Source organism: Microcoleus sp. AT8-B5 (assembly GCF_036705565.1).
Taxonomy (GTDB): domain Bacteria; phylum Cyanobacteriota; class Cyanobacteriia; order Cyanobacteriales; family Microcoleaceae; genus Microcoleus.
The window spans coordinates 64,084-81,703 of the sequence record NZ_JAUBUY010000010.1; the positions used below are offsets into that span (position 1 = coordinate 64,084).

Annotated in this window: 16 protein-coding genes; 12 read left to right on the forward strand and 4 right to left on the reverse strand. The window is 46.4% G+C overall.

All coding sequences use genetic code 11. From position 1 onward, the window contains the following. Positions 1-315: 315 nt before the first annotated feature. From QUB39_RS09290 to QUB39_RS09300, 3 genes are all read left to right on the forward strand, one after another. Complete coding sequence (locus QUB39_RS09290; RefSeq protein ID WP_333260850.1) at positions 316-1,032, forward strand: hypothetical protein; 717 nt, start codon at positions 316-318, stop codon at positions 1,030-1,032. A 14-nt stretch (positions 1,033-1,046) separates the two neighbouring features. Beyond that, positions 1,047-3,044 carry a hypothetical protein gene (locus tag QUB39_RS09295; RefSeq protein ID WP_333260847.1) on the forward strand — a complete coding sequence of 666 codons (1,998 nt, stop codon included), beginning with the start codon at positions 1,047-1,049 and terminating at the stop codon, positions 3,042-3,044. A 126-nt stretch (positions 3,045-3,170) separates the two neighbouring features. After that, complete coding sequence (locus QUB39_RS09300; protein ID WP_333260844.1) at positions 3,171-3,923, forward strand: hypothetical protein; 753 nt, start codon at positions 3,171-3,173, stop codon at positions 3,921-3,923. 262 nt (positions 3,924-4,185) lie between these two features. Here the strand turns inward: QUB39_RS09300 and QUB39_RS09305 are convergent, their stop codons facing one another. From QUB39_RS09305 to QUB39_RS09315, 3 genes are all read right to left on the reverse strand, one after another. Next, entirely contained in the window at positions 4,186-4,356 is a 171-nt protein-coding gene (locus QUB39_RS09305; protein WP_333298197.1) for a hypothetical protein, read from the reverse strand. Positions 4,357-4,661: 305 nt separating this feature from the next. Beyond that, a complete protein-coding gene (locus tag QUB39_RS09310) occupies positions 4,662-4,937 on the reverse strand; it encodes a lipase (protein WP_333260841.1) in 276 nt (91 codons plus the stop codon). Between the two features lie 152 nt (positions 4,938-5,089). Beyond that, positions 5,090-5,413 carry a helix-turn-helix transcriptional regulator gene (locus tag QUB39_RS09315; RefSeq protein ID WP_333260837.1) on the reverse strand — a complete coding sequence of 108 codons (324 nt, stop codon included), beginning with the start codon at positions 5,411-5,413 and terminating at the stop codon, positions 5,090-5,092. Positions 5,414-6,264: 851 nt separating this feature from the next. Between QUB39_RS09315 and QUB39_RS09320 the strand changes: the two genes are divergently transcribed. From QUB39_RS09320 to QUB39_RS09360, 9 genes are all read left to right on the forward strand, one after another. Continuing rightward, entirely contained in the window at positions 6,265-10,011 is a 3,747-nt protein-coding gene (locus QUB39_RS09320) for a DUF3987 domain-containing protein (protein WP_333260834.1), read from the forward strand. A 605-nt stretch (positions 10,012-10,616) separates the two neighbouring features. Further along, entirely contained in the window at positions 10,617-11,210 is a 594-nt protein-coding gene (locus QUB39_RS09325; RefSeq protein WP_333261139.1) for a hypothetical protein, read from the forward strand. Positions 11,211-11,446: 236 nt separating this feature from the next. Continuing rightward, complete coding sequence (locus QUB39_RS09330) at positions 11,447-11,650, forward strand: hypothetical protein (RefSeq protein WP_333485049.1); 204 nt, start codon at positions 11,447-11,449, stop codon at positions 11,648-11,650. Positions 11,651-11,705: 55 nt separating this feature from the next. Beyond that, on the forward strand, positions 11,706-12,251 hold the full coding sequence (locus QUB39_RS09335) for a tyrosine-type recombinase/integrase (protein ID WP_015211723.1): 546 nt from the start codon (positions 11,706-11,708) through the stop codon (positions 12,249-12,251). 474 nt (positions 12,252-12,725) lie between these two features. Continuing rightward, on the forward strand, positions 12,726-13,343 hold the full coding sequence (locus QUB39_RS09340; RefSeq protein WP_333261131.1) for a hypothetical protein: 618 nt from the start codon (positions 12,726-12,728) through the stop codon (positions 13,341-13,343). 399 nt (positions 13,344-13,742) lie between these two features. After that, on the forward strand, positions 13,743-14,090 hold the full coding sequence (locus tag QUB39_RS09345) for a hypothetical protein (protein WP_333261128.1): 348 nt from the start codon (positions 13,743-13,745) through the stop codon (positions 14,088-14,090). Continuing rightward, on the forward strand, positions 14,062-14,376 hold the full coding sequence (locus QUB39_RS09350) for a helix-turn-helix domain-containing protein (RefSeq protein WP_333261125.1): 315 nt from the start codon (positions 14,062-14,064) through the stop codon (positions 14,374-14,376). The genes QUB39_RS09345 and QUB39_RS09350 overlap by 29 nt, the downstream gene beginning before the upstream one ends. 393 nt (positions 14,377-14,769) lie before the next feature. Further along, complete coding sequence (locus tag QUB39_RS09355; RefSeq protein WP_333261122.1) at positions 14,770-14,964, forward strand: hypothetical protein; 195 nt, start codon at positions 14,770-14,772, stop codon at positions 14,962-14,964. A 367-nt stretch (positions 14,965-15,331) separates the two neighbouring features. Then, the gene (locus QUB39_RS09360; RefSeq protein ID WP_333261119.1) at positions 15,332-16,729 is read left to right on the forward strand and encodes an AAA family ATPase; all 1,398 of its coding nucleotides are present in this window, start codon (positions 15,332-15,334) and stop codon (positions 16,727-16,729) included. Between the two features lie 210 nt (positions 16,730-16,939). Here QUB39_RS09360 and QUB39_RS09365 read toward each other — a convergent pair whose 3' ends face one another. Beyond that, positions 16,940-17,542 carry a Uma2 family endonuclease gene (locus tag QUB39_RS09365; protein ID WP_333075337.1) on the reverse strand — a complete coding sequence of 201 codons (603 nt, stop codon included), beginning with the start codon at positions 17,540-17,542 and terminating at the stop codon, positions 16,940-16,942. Positions 17,543-17,620: the final 78 nt, after the last annotated feature.

Here is a 17,620-nt window from a genome sequence, read left to right on the forward strand (position 1 = left end):
AATTCGTAATTACCCACGCATAAATGCGGGGTAGTGAAAGTAATTCGTTTTTTGATAATTAGTATTTCGGAATTAGCGCTCGGGTTCTTTAATCCTGAATTATAAATTACTAATGATAAATCCCGAAATACTAATTATTTGAGCGCTCGGTTTCTTTAATTGGAAATTGCGAATTACTAATTGCGAATTACTAATTATTCGGTCACTAACCTCAGGTGCTTTTAGCGCCAGGACTAGAAAGTAGCTAAAGCTACTCGTGCCGTGTTTTCTCCCTAACTTACAACTACGGCTTTTTCACACTTAGCGAAAGGTTTTATGAAGGTACAAAGATTTTCACAAACTGCATTGTTGCCAGAAGCTAAAAATCTACTGGCATTGTGCTTCCTCATCTTAACTGGAGTGAATATCCTCTCCCTAATTCTGCACCTGTTCGTCGCGTACCGAATCAACTCGGTAGCTGCTATGAAGACAACGCAAGTCCAGCTAATCAACGGTCAAACTTACTATGTAGCGGAACGAGATCGGTTTTTTCGGTATCCCTCAGTTATCCAAAATTTTGTCAAAACTTGGGCCGAGTTAACCTTCAACTGGGACAATAAAATACCAGGAACTAACGATACAGATTCAGGAATTAAAGTCAATTCCAAACGAGTTCCTACCAGCACTTATTTTGCTTCGTTACTCCTAGAACCCAATTTTGGCAAAGCTTCTCTCCCTGACATAGCTGAACTCGTCCCCAATAAAGTTTTTACGGGTCAATTGCGAGCAACTGTCATCATTTCTTTTTTATCCGAACCCAGAGAAGTCCGTCCGGGCGAATGGGAAATTGACATGATTGCTACCCGGTTGCTCGTCGATCGCACGTCAGGAATCGATGAAAGAATTCCTTTCAATCGCACTTTCCGAATCAAAGCTGTAGAAATCCAAACCCCGCCGCTAGGTAGCCAAGCCTCAGCTTTTGAACAAAAAGTTTATGAGCTTCGCTCGGCGGGCTTAGAAATCAACAAAATTACCGAATTTAAACCCAATTAATAGCAGGTAAAAACATGAACGAAAAAGAACTTCAAAATTGGCGCGAATTTGATGGCGAACCCGATGAAATTGAAGAAACTTCCTACAGTACGCCGCCTAGCAGCACAACTAGCCACCCTTTTAATGGCAACAACTCCTCTAATGGAGCCAATAACTTTTCCAACAGTTTTAATGGCAACAACTCCTCTAATGGAGCCAATAACTTTTCCAACAGTTCTAACGGTTTTCAGGCAGCTAACGCTCCTAATGGCGCTATCCGCAATGGCAAAAAGTTGAGCCGTGAGGAGGAAAGAGAATTGGCAGGGCATGACGGAGACGCCGATGAATTATTGGCCTCCGAGCACAGAATTAAACAGGACAGCGAAGGAGCAGAAACCCGCTCTGTTTCTGAGAAGCCCGAAGTTCGGACGTTTTCAGTATTAATGGGTACTGGCGCAGTTCTCGGCATCTTGGGATTCTTTTGGTTTGTGTTCTTTGCTCCTAAACCTGTCCGCCAACAGGCAAAGACGCCGAACCCTAAACCGACTCAAGTTTCTAAAGACGAGTCAGGAGAACTAAAAAGCCGGCTGGCATTTCAAGATCAGCAGCGGGCGCTAGAAGTTCAGCCGCCTGAACCTAAAAATCGATCGACCCCTGCTTCCAAACCGACGCCTGCACCAAAACCTGCACCAGCCGCTAGAAGGTCTCAAACCCCAAGGCCGGTTCAAAACTTTAATCCGCCGCCGCCAAGGACGGTACAGACCATTCCTCCTCCACCGCCGCCATTACCGCGCCCTGCACAGCCGCCTGCACCGCCCCCGCCTCGCCCTCGTCCGACGCCATTACCGCGCCCTGTGTCGCCACCCGCACTGCTGGCACTTCGACCTGCGCCACCACCCCGGTCGCCTTCACCAGAAAAAGTAGACCCTTACGAGCGCTGGGCGCAATTAGCTTCTCTGGGGCAAAGCAGAGGTCAAGCAGTTAAAGAGCTAAATGCTGAAGGTATTTCTGCCAGTTCCGCAACTTTTCCTAGCGCAATCGCGCCGGGGATGACAGCGGCAAACTACCCTGCCGTGCCGCCCGCAATGCCAGTACCGGCACCACCGCCCAGTGCAGTAGCAATTGCGCCAGTAGCAGCACCGGTACCATTGTCCCAACAGCAGCCTGTGCCGCCGATTTCTCAAAACCCGCAGCCAGTGCTAGTCAGTTCGCCAAAAAGCCCACAATCGACTGCACCAATGCAAGAGATACCCGCGATCGCAATTGGAGCTCCTGGCTCGGCTGTAAACGCCAAGGTCATGAGCCCTGGAGAAGCTGGAATCCTCAACCGCACGACCGCCGACGAAAACAGTGAAGGCAGCACAGCAATGAGAGAGATAGCCATCGGGTCATCTGCTCTTGCCAAGGTAATCGTGCCGATGATTTGGGACGAAGCAGGTCAAAGCCCAACAGCCGGAAGGTTTGCCGTCCAATTGACCGAGGACATAATGGCAACTGATGGGGCGATCGCCTTGCCGTCCGGCACCGTCTTAATTACTCAAGTAGAAAATGTCACGCGCGGAAATCGACTGGTTTCTCAAAGCGTGGTGGCGCTTGTTTACCCCGATTCTGCTGGCCGCATCCAACAAGTACCCATTCCTCCCGGATACTTAATCGTTCGCGGAATCGATAACCAACCTCTCATTGCCGACAGTTTATTTGACAGAGGTTCTGAAATAGCCAAGGCTGATATTTTAGTAGGAATTCTCGGTAGCTTGGGGCGGGTAGGAGAAATAATTAATCGACCAGCCCAAGAAACTTTCAGCCAGCAGAGCGGCTTTTTTGGAAGTACGGCTGTTAAAACAACAACCTCGCGTGAACCCAACATCCTAGCAGCCGCTTTAGAGGGATTCTTTACACCTACTGCCCAACGGTTGCGAGAAAGATCGGATCGCAACGCGCAAGAACTTTTGAAGCGAGGCAACGTGGCGATCGTACCAGAAGGAACTCAAGTTTCAGTATTTGTCAATGCCTTTGTCACAGTGCAGAGATAACGGAGTTGACATCTTCCCCGCCCTAAAGGAACGGAGATTCCAAGAATCACTTCTTGGACTCCCTCTTTCCATGACTCGGCTTACTCAGACCGGGCTTTATACAAAAATCTTGGAGGTAATATAACCGTGAAAAAACTCACTCGAAAAATTCGTCTGGCTTTACTTTCTCCTGCCTTACTAATTGCCACTGCATTCAGCAATGTCAATATTGGGCAAGCTCAAGCATCGGCGCTAAAAATTGTAGGAAGAGATGCAGCAACAAATGCAACTACCAACCTTCAAGTATGGTCTGGCCGTTCCAGCGTTATTGACTTTAGCCAGACTGGTGAAGTCATTACGTACATCCGGTTGGCAGATCCGTCCAGGGCTGTCTTTAACACTGATGCTGAATTAAAAACTAACCAAGCTAGAACCATATTTGTCCAACCGATTCAACCCTTACAATTTCCGGGCGCTACAACAGCAAACATTACTAACCTGTTCATTAAAACTCGCTCTCCTGAAGGAATTGAACGCCTTTATACTTTCAATGTCGTTCACCGGGACGGGCAACCTACTAATAATGGCATTGCCATCTCTACGGTAGTGCCCGGGCAGGAGCCAAGCGTAACTTTAGCAGACAATCGAACGGCGGCGCTCAGGGACATCGAAGGGGGATTAGACATTGCCATCCGAAGAGGTTACACGCCTCCCAATGATCCCGTTGTTTTCAAAGTTCGAGAGTTCATCGCTCTAGCTCGAAATGGCACAGCTATTGCTAAAGCTGCTGAGAAAACTAATCTATCAATGTCTGTTGTTATTTCACTAGGGCAGTTAGGGTTGAGCCGCGAACTTTTGTATGAAATTCCAAAAACGCCATCTCAAAAGCTCTCCTTTTAACTCGAACTCTAGGAAATTAAATCCGTTTGCTCAACCAAAAATTTCAACTTCGTATCAAGCAATAGTCCGGACAGTTTTTAGCTCAAAGCCTGAAATCCTTGATTTTTTGTTGGTAGTTTTGCTTTGAGCTCGGGCTAAAACCCGCATTCTATGGTTGACACTCTAAAACTGTCCGAAGTGTCGATCGAGAACGTTAGCTGTCATCGGTAACGTCTTCATGTGTAGAAACTGGTAATGGCAGCCCTACAGACAACAAAGTGCTTTACGGTAACTTATTTTCTATCTGCCTTAACATTGCCTCAAGCTCTACTCTTGGACTGGTTTGTAGACCGAGACACTGTACAATTCTATTGGCATCCGTACTCGAACGCTTATTAAGTTGGATGCCATAGCTCCCTGTTTCTGCTAACAGTTCGTAAGAGTGAAACTGCATGGGTTCTCCAAGACGTGCCTCTTGAATATGTTGAAAATAAAATTCACGTTGCATATAATCAATCAGGCAATCTTGAACTACAAGGACAAGATGCTTGCTGAGATGCTCAAATGTATGAATTTTGGGCCTGGCTGAAATGATGTTCCCGTTCCATATTCAATTAATTATTCCTATCGAGCATTACTCACCGCACGCGATTGCTAAACCCTACCTCAATTCAGCAACACAAAACTTGGTTATTTTACTCTAAGTTTGACCTCAGTTCCTACTTTACCATCTCAAATTTATCGGTCATTTTTTAGGAACTACCTCATTGAAGCTATAGCTATAGATAGGGGTTCAGCCACTTGTAAGTCTTCAATCAGATTATCAACCCACCCCTGATAAGAGATGTATGACACCTTAAAAACAGGTCTTAACTCTTCCCAATCCTTTACTTGAAAAAGATAGGGCGCTAACTGTTCTAAGTAGGAACGACCGAACTGAAATTCCATGTCGAGATTCCGAATCTTCGACAGTAATTTTTCTGTAATAGACGTTTTTTCAAAGATATCTAATTCGGAAATACCCTTAACTGCCATGCTGTCTATTAACAAGACATAAAGCCTTTTGCGGGATGTTATATCCGGTAATAAATCAGCTTTAATACGTTGTAAAAATAAGTCGCGCTTCTGAATTTGTTCGGCAGTTACCGTGGCATTGAAATATTGAATAAATGGATCTTTTTCTCTTGTTAAGACGCTTTCCGATACTTCTGCTGTCGTGCTTTTTTTTTACGAGTGATCGCCTCATAGGGATCTTCATCCCCTTCCGCATATTGCATCAACTCTGTCATAGACCAACCGATCGCATAGGCAAACTGCATTAACTTTTGCAGCCTTGGATCGGCTTTTCCCTCGCACCAGTTAGCCAGCGTGTTGAATGCAATTCCAGTTAGTCTCCCTAACTCCCTAGAGCTACCAACGCGCTCATCTTCCACCAACGCCGTTATTAACAGACCAAGACGTTTGTGGATTCGATTATCTGCTACTACATTTTCTTCTACTTCTGCTGACATTCCAGTTTCCAACTAGCCTTCGTAGTAATGGCAGGGGTGGTTAGACGACCTACATTATACCAGCATAACTTATTTAACTGCCGTCGCAAATCCCTGGTTTGAGGTAAGTACACATTTAAGGTATTTCGTCAAGCTCTAATTAGATGCGATTGCCCTGGGTGTAGAAGTAACTGAGGGGGATGCCGCAACCTGACTTTAACAAATCTTTACTTGATCAAATTTCTGGTCGGCTGTAGGATAGTTTATGGTCAACCTTGTGACCATCACTCCAATACAAGCCAATAATTGGCTTTTCTGAGAGTATACCCTTTATGAGAAAAATATTGCCTCACTCTAAACTCTAGCCGAGTCGCAAGTGAGGCTGTTGGATAACTCAAAGCGAACAGTTAGTCAGAAAAACAACCTTAGAATCCCCATTCTGAAAGTTTTTCTTTAACCTGAGCGCTTCTTACAAATCAAATAACCAGGGTCTTTTGACAGTTATGACCACCGATCCTAATCACAGTCATAGCCGGAGTTCTTAACCCTTCTCAGAGCCGGAGCTTTCAGCCCTTTTGGGAGCCGGAGCTTTTAACCCTTCTCAGAGCCGGAGCTTTTAACCCTTTTGGGAGTTGAAGCTTTTAACCCTTTTGGGAGCCGGAATATTTAGCCCTTTTGGGAGCCAAAAATTTTAGTGTTAGTCCCTGCCGAAATTTTTAGCCCCTTTGGGAACCAAAAATTTTAGTGTTAGTTCTCCAATAATACCAAATCAGAAGCTCTGAATCAACAGATATGTTCTGGTAACTCTAACATCTAAGACCTTTTTGTTTGAAACTCCGGCTCCTACAAACCCTTTAGTGTAGGAGCTTTCCATGTCTAACAACTCATCCTCTAGCGACCTAAATATTCGTCTTTTTCAAGGCTTATCTCGGATTCCTTCTGACTGGCAGCTCTGCCTGCTAGACGGCAAAAAAGTCCCACAGGGCATAGGCTGGCAGCAAAAACCGCTCAGTCCCGCCCAAATGAAAGAAGCCACAACCAACGGCTGGACGGTAGACAAAGCAGATCGCACTCAATACCGCTGCTACCCCAAAGGCTACGGACTGATAACGGGTACGCCAGTTACCATAGATGGCGATACCTATTACTTAATGGCGCTAGACCAGGATGGAGCTTCTGCCAGAGAAAAAATTCTCGAACTCTCAGGTCCAGAAGAATTACCCAAAACGGTCGCCTTTACCTCCGGTCGTCCTGGGCGCTGCCAATACCTATTCCTAGTCCCAGAACAATACGCCGGAGCTATCCGCACCAAAAAATTCCCCACAGACGCTATCGGAGACGACGGCAAAGGCGAACAGCTCGAACTCCGCTGGGCGGGGTTGCAATCTTGCCTGCCTCCCAGCGTCCACCCGACTACTGGCGAGTACATCTGGCTCAAAGGTTGCGCTCCCGATGAAACAAGCGTAGCATTAGCCCCGCAGTGGATCGTTGAACAAATGCTGGCCGAACCGCTGGGAGAATCAGAAAATTCTGAACTTCTCCCTCTAGAAAAAGCTCTAGAAGAAGCTGAAGCCAATTCTACCGCTCCCGCCCCCCGCCGGCGACACCTACACCGAACTCACCGCCCAGAACAGGAGTGGACTGATATCGATTGGGCGCTATCCTACCTAGCTGCCCTGTCTCCCGGCCGCGCCGATAACTACGACGAATGGTGCGGCGTGGGAATGGTTCTCAACTCCATCGATGATTCTCTCCTCTATGAATGGGACAAGTGGAGCCGCCAATCCCCCAAATACAAGCCGGGAGAATGCGACAAAAAATGGAGGAGTTTCAAAAGCAGTGGGGTGGGCATCGGCACGCTAGCTTACTGGGCAAAACAGGATGGGTGGACTTCACCATTTAAGGAGCACTGTGCAGCCGACAGTCAAAAAAATGGACAGCAGAAAGCAACTCAAAATTCCCAAGACATTAGCAATACGAGCGAACTAAATTCTACTAACCAAAACTCTGAAAAGAGCGATCTCACGGGCGGCAGCGAACCTAATCCTGGTTCCTCTTCTAACGGCTCCGGTGTCAACAGATCCAACAGCGATCACTACTTGTACAATCGCGTCACTGCCATTATTAACAGTGAAATCAACCCGCCCCAACAGACAGCGGCTTTAATTGAACTATCCGCCCGTGAAAGGTTTCCTTTGAAAGGAGTAAAAGATTTAGCCACCGAAGTAGAAACTCATATTAGCTACGGAGAAACTCATGCACAAGAAGTTCAAAAACTCAAAAAAATCCTCAATTACCGCCAACAGCAACTAGACATCGCTCAAATTCTGCCCGCTCCTCTAGCCGCTTCAATTTTGACTAAAGCCGCTTCTGACCGCATCGACCCCATTTACATTTACCAGTACCTCCTCTCCGCTTGCGGTAGCCAAATGGGGGGGCATATTGGAATGATTGGCAAAGAAGGTGCAACAATAGCCGACAGTTGGGTAGAGTATCCTATCTTCTGGACAATGGTAGTTGCTTTAGCTTCGGCTGGCAAAAGCCAGACAATGCGCTCAGTTTTTGGCAGTGTCAAACAGCGTTACAAGCAAGCCAAATCCGCATACGATCGGCTCAAAGAAAACTTAAAAAAGCTAGAAGAAGCGTGGCCACAAAAATCTACTCAAGAGAAAGAAAAACTCAAAAATAGCCCTTCAAATCCCACAGTTTTTAAAGCTTCAATGCCTCCCCCCGTGCCCAAGCAACTTATTGAAGCAGGAAGCCCCGAAGGTGTTCTGCGGCGGATGAGCGAACTCCCGGTCAGGAGTGGTAGCGCTTGGGTTTTCGACGAATTGGTGCGGTTGTTGAAGCTGGATCAGTATAAAGACAAGGGGGGAGATACTCGGCAAATCCTGCTACAAATGTGGAACTCGCCCGCAGATATTGAATTTGAACGGGCTGACGATAAAGATGCCTTTGAACTTAAAGATTTGTGCTTGAATTTGACAGGGGCTACTCAATTATCCAAAGTCCAACAATTGTTTAGCGACCCCGACGACGGCGACGGGCTAATCAGCCGCTTTTTAATAGCGGTACCGTCAACTCCTGATAACTTTGCAGTTTGGTCAGACTCGCAAGTTGCGATCTCCGGGGAATTGCAAGAATTGTACGACCACCTGCGATCGCTCCACGGCGATCTCCGAGAGCTAGCGGGGTTGTCTGCCACGAGTGAAGGTGGAGAATTGCCCCCCGTTCTGCTGTCGTTTACGACCGAGGCTCATCTGCGGTGGAAGCGGTGGTGGGAAGAAGTCAGGCGCAACCAACAAGCAGTGGAATTTGAAGACCCAGCATTTTATGCCTATTTGGGCAAAATGCTGTCTCAAACCTTGAGGTTAGCCCTCCTGCTGCACTGCATCGAATTGAAATACGAAAAAAAGCCAGATTCCCTGCGCGTCGGCCTCGATACCTTAGAGCGGGCGATCGCGGCGGCTAAGTTCAGCATCGGGCAATTCCGCATCTTGCAAACGAATAACCACGCCTCCGATTCGGCCGGAGCCCATCTCTCCTTAATTTACACCTATGCCCTGCGGAAGGGGGAGGAGGTTTCAGCCGCTCAAATCCAGAACAGCGTCTTCAAACGGTGCAAGCGCAAACCCACATTAGCTGAAATTCGCTCCAACTTCGCCGTTCTCACAGAAAACGGGTATGCACTTCTCTCTGGCAAGGGAAAAGACCTCCGCATTCGAGCGCTTCCATTATCTAAAACCCGCGTCGGAATTCCGACAGATTCCGGCAAAAGTTCCGGCATTCCAGAAATGGCCCAAGCGCTTGCCAGGGTTAACGTTGAACCCCATTTAACGCGCTATTCCGGCAATTCCGACACTCCAGCGCGGCGCTCCGGCAATTTACAAGATGAATGGGTGAGTCCGGCATCATCCATGTGCACCTCGGTATCGGAAGCTGCTACTGCAATGCCGACAGCGAGCGAATTGGAAATAGAAGAAGAGTGGCCACCTGCTACCGCAGCGCCGACGGTGAGCGAATCAGAAATAGAAGAGGATTCGCCACCTGCTACTGCAATGCCGACGGTGAGCGAATCAGAAATAGAAGAGGATTCGCCGCCTGCTCAAATGTGTCGGAATTGTCGGAATTCTGACATTGATGAGGTTTCAGAGGTTGAGCCAAAGCCAATTGTAGGCGATGAAAATCTGTCGGAAAATGGTCGGAACGAAGTCGGAATTTCCGACGAGTTAGGCGGTGAAGGAGACGATGCCAATAGTGAATGGAAGGGTGAGTTAGATCCAAGTGACGATACCAACAGCGAATGGAAGGGTGAGTTAGATCCAGGTGACGATTCAGACTTGGATAGCGACCCGCTATACGGCGATCGCGTGCCAAAACCGACTGCACCGCCCGACCGCATTGGCACTACGGAACTAGCACCTCCAGGCGCGTCTAGCGTCCGAGGCAATAGTGACAAGGAGGCTACCACAGTGAGCGATAGCCCCGATCTTCTGCCCAATCCCGCTATTCTACCCACCGAGCCGCAGACTTCCACAACACCTGCTGACCAACCTTGCCCCACTGTTGAACTGACCGAACGCCCAACCCTGGGCGAAAGTGAGGCGAGTTCCCCGTAACGACTTGCGTAGCCGAAAAACGGAATAATGACGCCTACAGGCAATTTGCGGATCGTGTTAGACAACGTGACTGTCCAAGTTGAACTCCATTTCTGTGGGATGGAAGGTCGCGCGATCGCGCGCCTCCTGTCAGCTTGTCGATGATGGAAAATTTTCCATTGCCTTTCTCACGGACGCACCACTCCGTAAAATCGGTAATGTCCGATTAATTTTTGATTAACCTCCGCGCCTACCGCCCTTTGAGCAGCTAAAAAAGTCAGCTACTGAAACCACTCTCCGCAGAGAGTGCTAATTGTGACGACTGAATGCTCATCCGCCAATGTCCCGTTCGCATTGGCGCCCGTCCGTGTGGGCGTGAGCAAAGAAAGAAAACACAACTTTTCGCTTTCCTGAAACCGCTTAGATCCTCGTATAGCAGGCCGGGACCGTTGAATAAATTATCAGATTAGGTGGATTTCTCCTCAGTTAATCATCCAAAAGGATGAAGTTAATTCTCCGTTTTTTCAGCCCGTGTAGCCATGCTGCACCATGTTGTCAACTGTTGCAATCTAAAAAAGGTTAGCAATGCTTACCGCGAAAATTTTGATTTGGAGTTTTTTGTTCAGATGACTATCGAAACTATTAACGATGTACTATTTCCGCCTTTCCTTTTTACCACCCTTTTTTGCTTAGCCTCAACATTCCTGCACGAGCCTGAAGCAGTCCAATCGGAAGAACTCACAAACAATCGAACTGAAGTAAATGTGGCAACAGCCGCAGCGCAATCTGACAGTGCCAACAGCGAGGTAAATGGAGCAACAATTGAAATTGAGAAACCAGCCAGCTCCCATCACACTCGCCATCAGACCACAGGCAAAAAAACACCAAACAAACCAGCAAAACCAATTGATTTTGCCGCACATTCAGGCGCAAGCACGACCTCACTTCCTGCCGTTAATACTTCGCTGATTTCACTTAGGCAAGCTCGCAAAATTGCTAGCGCCATCAAAGCTGCTGCGCCAGAACTGGGGTTCAAGCAAAAAGTTAACGGCTCTGATTCCTCTATTGAATGGTTGCAGGCTCAAATCAAAAATCGGCTGGAAAATTATCCCCTAATTGTGATGCCTATCATCCTCAAGCTTGCTCCCAAAGCGGTGATTGCAAATACCCTAGCATCTGCTACTTCCGAACTAGGTGAAAGTGCGCGTTCAGTGTCCTAGCAGCGAACGAAAAGTTTCTCAACCAACCAGCGTACTCGTTTACCCTCCGAAACTTATAACAATGCCCAAGCCTTCGTAAGGCTTGGGCAGTTCTTTTGACCAGAATAAGCGATTTTCCAATAAACTCCTAATTTTTTATTAAAGGGGAACAAAACTAGCAAAAAAACTTGCAAAGTGAATCAAAAAATAGTATAATCAAATTCTTACAAGCGCCACTTCTATTTGAGCGTACTGTTATGGCGGCAATTAAACCTGTTACCTTCCGAGACCTCATAGATGCGATCGCCACCTTGCCAATTATCAATTTGCCTGACAATTTAAGTCAGTTGAGTAGCAATAAAAGCCAATCTAACTGCAATAAGGGGCGCGGGCTCCGGCATCCTCGGCGCAGCGCCCCGCAAGTGGCCCATCAAGCGATAAAAGCTTGGAGGCAGACTTGACGAAAGTACACTTTCGTCCAATAATAAGGGAGCTTCCATTTTGGAGGGCTGCGCCGTGAAGGTTCAAGGCAACGGGCGTGCTAAGATTTTGACGCCCGCCGAAATATCTAGGCTGTTCGACCGGGGTTTTGTTACAGCAAGGGATAGGCTTTTGTTTGCTGTGACTTTTTATTGTGCCTGTCGTATTTCAGAGGCGTTAGCTTTAACAACTCAGGACATTGTTGGCGGTGTGGTAACGCTGCGGAAAGCGACAACTAAGGGCAAGTCAGCAACGCGAACGCTGCCGCTACATCCCATGTTGGCTAAGTTTTTATTGGCTTACAATCCAGATGCGGGTTTTTTGTTTCCTGGGCGAGAGGGTACGAAGCCTTTGACACGCTCTCAGGCCGACTTGATTTTTAAAGAAGCTTGCAAACGGGTAAGAATTAAGGGAGCTTCCACACATTCGATGAGGCGGACAGCACTGACGAACTTGAGCAATGCTGGGGTGCCACTGCGGGTAATTATGGAGATATCAGGTCACAAAAATTTGTCGAGCCTCCAGCGGTATTTAGAAGTGCAACCGGAACAGCTTGTCAAGGCGCTCGGGATTCTGAAATAAGGCGATCGCGACTTTGGTTCGCCAGATTGTTTCAACAGCAGCCCTGTCACGCGCGCGTGAAGAAGGGTCTCAAACACCTTCCATTTGGTTGTTGACGACGTTAGCGCAGCCGGAGAAGAGGAGCGCTCGCTCTGATTTTTTTTCAACCGCTCACAACAATAAATCTTGTTTCTAATCGATCGCGAACACCTAGGATGACGTAAATACGTCGTTAGCGCAGCTCTCGAAGAGGATCGCACGCTCCTATTGAGCTGGTCAAAGAGCGGCTATCGCCGCTATTGGGAGTGACCTGTTCATTTAAGTTTCATCCATTTTTAACAATAGCGAACGCATTCACCTAGGAAAGCCTTCATCACGGGCGATCGCCCTCAAAAAAGCCAGTTAGCTGTTAAGAATTAGGATTGACTTCTATTTCAGTTAACTGGCTCCCTTTCAATTAACCACACAAAATTCAAAGAGGGAGGCTATCTCGCCTTGAACGGAAACAACTTGAATTTACTGCCAGTACCACTACCGCCCATGCTGCCAGAAATGGTGGGTATCGTTGGTGATTCCCGATACTTCGCCATGTTTTATATGGGCAGCAAAGCTACTTGGACTGATGGTAGAGGGTTAGGGACCTTCAGTTATTATGCCGTGTACGAGCCACTTACTGAACATCCCGCTCTCGCCCTCGATCTGGAACCATACCACCTCGGTTCCGATGATGAATTTCCCACCCATGCAATTGTGTGCGATCGCTTGGAAGGAAAGATGTACGTCGGAAATTACCCAGAAGTAGAGAAATTTCTCAACATCCAGCACCCGCCGCTGCCCACTCTGTCACCAGAAGAAGTTGAACAGCAACGGCAAAGGATTGAGGAAGAACTGGCAAACTTTGACATTTCCACTTTCCAGAAGTTGGGGATGTTTGAGTTGTTGGCAGGGCACAATCAACAACAAAAGCAGGAGCTAGTGGAATTGGGGCATTGGCTTGACCAACAAGTAACTGAAGATTTGCTCCGGCGATATCTCGAAGCTGCTAATAAAGGTAATTGGACAGCGATTTCTGTACTGCCAAGATTTTTGCAACGCATCCATAAAAATTTTTGACAACAGAATCATTACCATTAAGCGAACGCAATCTTTCCTTGTAACTATGAGAGAGATTGGTATTAGTGCCAATTCCTAGCAACACTAATTAATGACAAAAAACTCTGCCTATTTCCGTAACAAAAATAAAACACAGAATCAAGTAGTAGCCATTGGAGAAAGAGCGCTTGTACAATGCGTTAAAAGCTGGTGTCCTCCCAGTTTTGAATCAAGATTTCTAGGGGGAATCATCCCTTTCTGGATTCCTAACAGGGCAATTATGCCGGAGAAAGGAATTTACACAGCTTGATTTCAGTTGATTGATTTAGGGGAATATCGCGCTGCAATTTCTTTATCAAGAAATTTGCCTGAAAACCTGTCAAAAAAAGTCAGGTGCAATCGATTCACAGCTATGAACTTATGTCAATCTTAAAAGGAAGTCGAGATTTGATTTCGGCGCTGTTGCTAAGAGATTTGAAGGGGATGCCACCTTCAATCGAATTGCCTGCTAATTTTGCAAAAATTCACACGCCGCGCTTTGAGTGCGGCGAGATGGTGCGCTGGAAGGGTGTTGGCGAAGAAGCTGATTGGGGGATAGTTATTGGCAAATTTTACAACTGCGAACCGCGCCGGTACTGTTGGATGTGGTGCTACATAATTTGGCTGGCTCCTAATTCCAAGAGCGCAGCTTGGTGTCAGTTTGATACGGCGCGGGAGGAAGATTTGGAGGGGTTTGAGGATGAAAAAGCCGCAGACTTTGACAGATAGAGAGCGCAATTTAATTGCAGCTTACAGCCAATGCCAATTGGGAATAACGCCGAAGCAGTTTTATGGCAAGTGGGCGGTGAGTTACGAGGAAATCGCTTTTATTTGTTCCCGTTCTAATTCTACAGTGCGGGGTTGGTTTAAAAAGGGAAAAAATCGAAGATTTCCTACTCCTGTCGATTTGCGTCATCTGGCAGTAATGGACTTTCTGCTGGAACATTTTGAGGAAATTCCAGAGACACTGGCAACCTTGCTATGTCGGCTTTCTGAAGATAATAGCGTGCATTAGTAGTGGCGCGTCTGCTTGAAATTAGTGCATTGAACAATTGCCCGCGTTTTCTCAAATTGATAAACTTCAAAGCGCTTCACGGAGGCCCAGCACCCGTTATGGATCAAAGAAACTCTTTCTCCCCCTCTCCCGTTCTCCCGTTCTCCCGTTCTCCCCTGCGAGTTTCTGAGGAGATTTCTAATGCCTCATTTCCAAATAGACGCGCCACTATTGTTTTTGATTTTATATACATCAAGCCTTTTCAGCATCAAAAAATAATTTTAGCTTGTTCTAGCACAAATATAGTCAATTGTCAATATCACCGTGACCTGTCTTTGACAATATTGTTTCAATTAAGGTAATGGCAGGTAATCAAACACAAACACAATTTGTTACTGTTATCAGGAGGTTAAAATGACCTATTTTGAGAAGTTGCACCCGTGGTGCTTAATTCGCTTACTTCCTAATTGCCAGCGTATTGTTGTGGCGCGATTTCGCAAGAGAAACGATGCAGATGAGCATCTGCGGGTTTTGCACCGGTTGGTTAAACATCGCACATTTGTGATTATTTTTGATAGTCAAGAACAGCCAGCTTTGCCTCAAGATTGATGGGCAAAACTTATTTTGAAGTCGAATTAGTCAAAGTACCTGCATTAGATTAATAACTCCGCTTCTCCACAATTTCTCCTAGTTATCAATCCAACTGATAACTGGGAGAGTTTTTGATTGGTGCATAAGTCCTAACTAGGTAAAATTTGGGTAGCAGTCAAATCAACAGAACAAACTATACAAGACTTACGCCCCAAGTGTTTAAATACACTATTGGTAGCGGTAAGGTGCTTATGGCTCACCCTACATATAGAGGTTATGCGTAATTCCTGTTAGAGTTATTATTATCGTCTCCATCAATTAATGATTGTGTAAATTTCAGCTAGCGCTGATTAGTGTTTGAAAGATAGCGGAAGAAACCAACCCTATGATTCAAACACTGGTAAAACCGAATTTTCAATTAACTTCTCAACAAAACAACGCCCTCCAACTCCTCGAACAATTTGTAGCAAGTTCTAAACGGGTATTCGGGCTATTTGGATATGCAGGTACGGGAAAATCAACCCTTGTCAACCTGGTAGCAGAACAATTAGTCAGCGCCGGAAAGAGAGTCGCTTTCACCGCTCCCACCAATAAAGCTGTAGGCGTATTGCGACGGATGGCTGCTGAAAAAGGACTGAGAGGAGTAGACTTTATGACCATCCACCAGCTATTGGGATTAGCTCCAGTCAAACAGGGGCAAAATAAAATCCTCAAACAAGTTTCTCCTTCTTTCCTTCACCTGTACGACACCATTTTTCTCGATGAGTGCAGTATGGTTACAGCAGAACTGTGGAATATTATTCAAGAAAGAATTGCTAGCGCTTTACTCATCGGCAGCAATCGGCAGCTTATTGTTATGGGCGACCCCGCACAATTGCCTCCTGTTAATAATGGCTTCATAGAAGAGAAAAAATCTCAATCCTTCAGCGTGCCTGAAAAAGCCGTTTTAACAGAGGTCGTCAGGCAAGGTGCGGGCAGCCCCCTGCTAGAATTCGTAACAGCTTGCCGCACGGCTGTCAAGAGCAAAGAGGCGTTCAAACCCTTCTCCAAATTCAGCCTTGATAAAAAAAACGGAGCCTTCTTAGTCAGAGAAAAAACGCTGCTGAAATACGCCTTAAAAAAGTTCTCTTCTACTTTCCCTCAAGACCCTGATTGCTTTCGCATCCTCTGCTACACTAACGAGCGCGTCGCCTACTGGAATAGCAAAATCAGAGCCAAAATCTACGGAAAAAATGCTCCCAGATTTATTATTGGAGAGAGGTTGATTGCTAAAGCTCCCGTTATTGCTCCCGACGGCAAAACCGTCATCCTGCCCACATCAGCAGAAGTGGAAATTGCCGAATTTCAAGAGGATAGGTACTCTGGCTATAAAGCCTGGAATCTCCAGGTTAAAACCGATGCAGGCGACCAACGCCAAGTTTACATCCTCCACGAAAGTGACGCTTGCCGATTCCAACAGGACAATGCTAGGTTGCTGCAAAATGCTAAAAGCAATCCGAGCTTATGGAAGGCATGGTACGACCATTGTGAAATCTTTGCAGATCTGAGAAATTGTTGGGCAATTACTGTACACAATTCTCAAGGCTCTACTTTCACGGAGGTGGGAATTGATAGCAGTGATATCGGCAGGAAAATCGCTAGTAAATTGCTGTATCTCGCTCAACTTTTCCCTAGTCAGAAAGCTCAATTTATCAAAGAATACCGCGACAGTATTCGAGCGCACAATCAGCTTATGTACGTGAGTTGTAGTCGTGCGAAACACCGGGTTTTTGTTACTAAGTGAACCCATTTTATATTTGGTGAATGGCACTTTTAGAGTTTAAGGGCGATGCCTGTGGCTGGCTACGCCTACTCGCTTGCGATCTGACAAGACGATCGCCCACCCCCGGCTGGGGGGTAGACTTGTACGGCGTTTTGGCGTAGAATTAAAACAGGTATTTAGGTATTGACCTGTAAATTTATCGCTTTTAATTGCTTTTAATTGCCATATTATTTACCAAATAGTTGATAATTGTAGCACAAATTCGGGTAAAATAGATTCGCCGCTGAGAGTAGCGGGGTTATCTAAACATTCTACTTCTGAGTTAGGACGATAAATGTAAACTTTACGGTTTTTCCGGTCAATTAACCAACCGAGAGAAACACCGTTATCGATATATTCTTGCAGTTTGTCTTTCAAGGGTTGCAGGTTGTCGCTGGGAGAACGCAACTCGATGATAAAATCAGGACAAATAGGAGCGAATTTTTGCTGCTGTTCGGGAGTGAGACTGTGCCATTTTTCCAGTTTTATCCAAGCAGCATCAGAGGATTTCATCGCGCCGTTGGGGAGGGTGAAACCCGCAGAAGAATCAAAACCGATTCCTGTTCCGTTTTGTCTTGTCCAGATTCCCAGTTGTACAATTAAATCAAAGTTGCGATTTCCTGTTTCGGAACCTGTGGGTGGCATAATGGTAATTTCTCCGGTGGCGTTGCGTTCAATTCGATAATCCCGGTTTTGCTGGCAGAAGGCAAAAAATTGCTCGTCTGTCATGTCTATGGCAGGTGACATTTGCAGCTTCAGGGGGATGTTTTCTGTGAGTGAGATGGTTTGAGTCATTTTTTTAGCGAGATTTTAGTCTAACTTGTAGGGTGCGTCAGATTGAACGGTAAGGGGTTGAAATTTCTGGTTGATTAT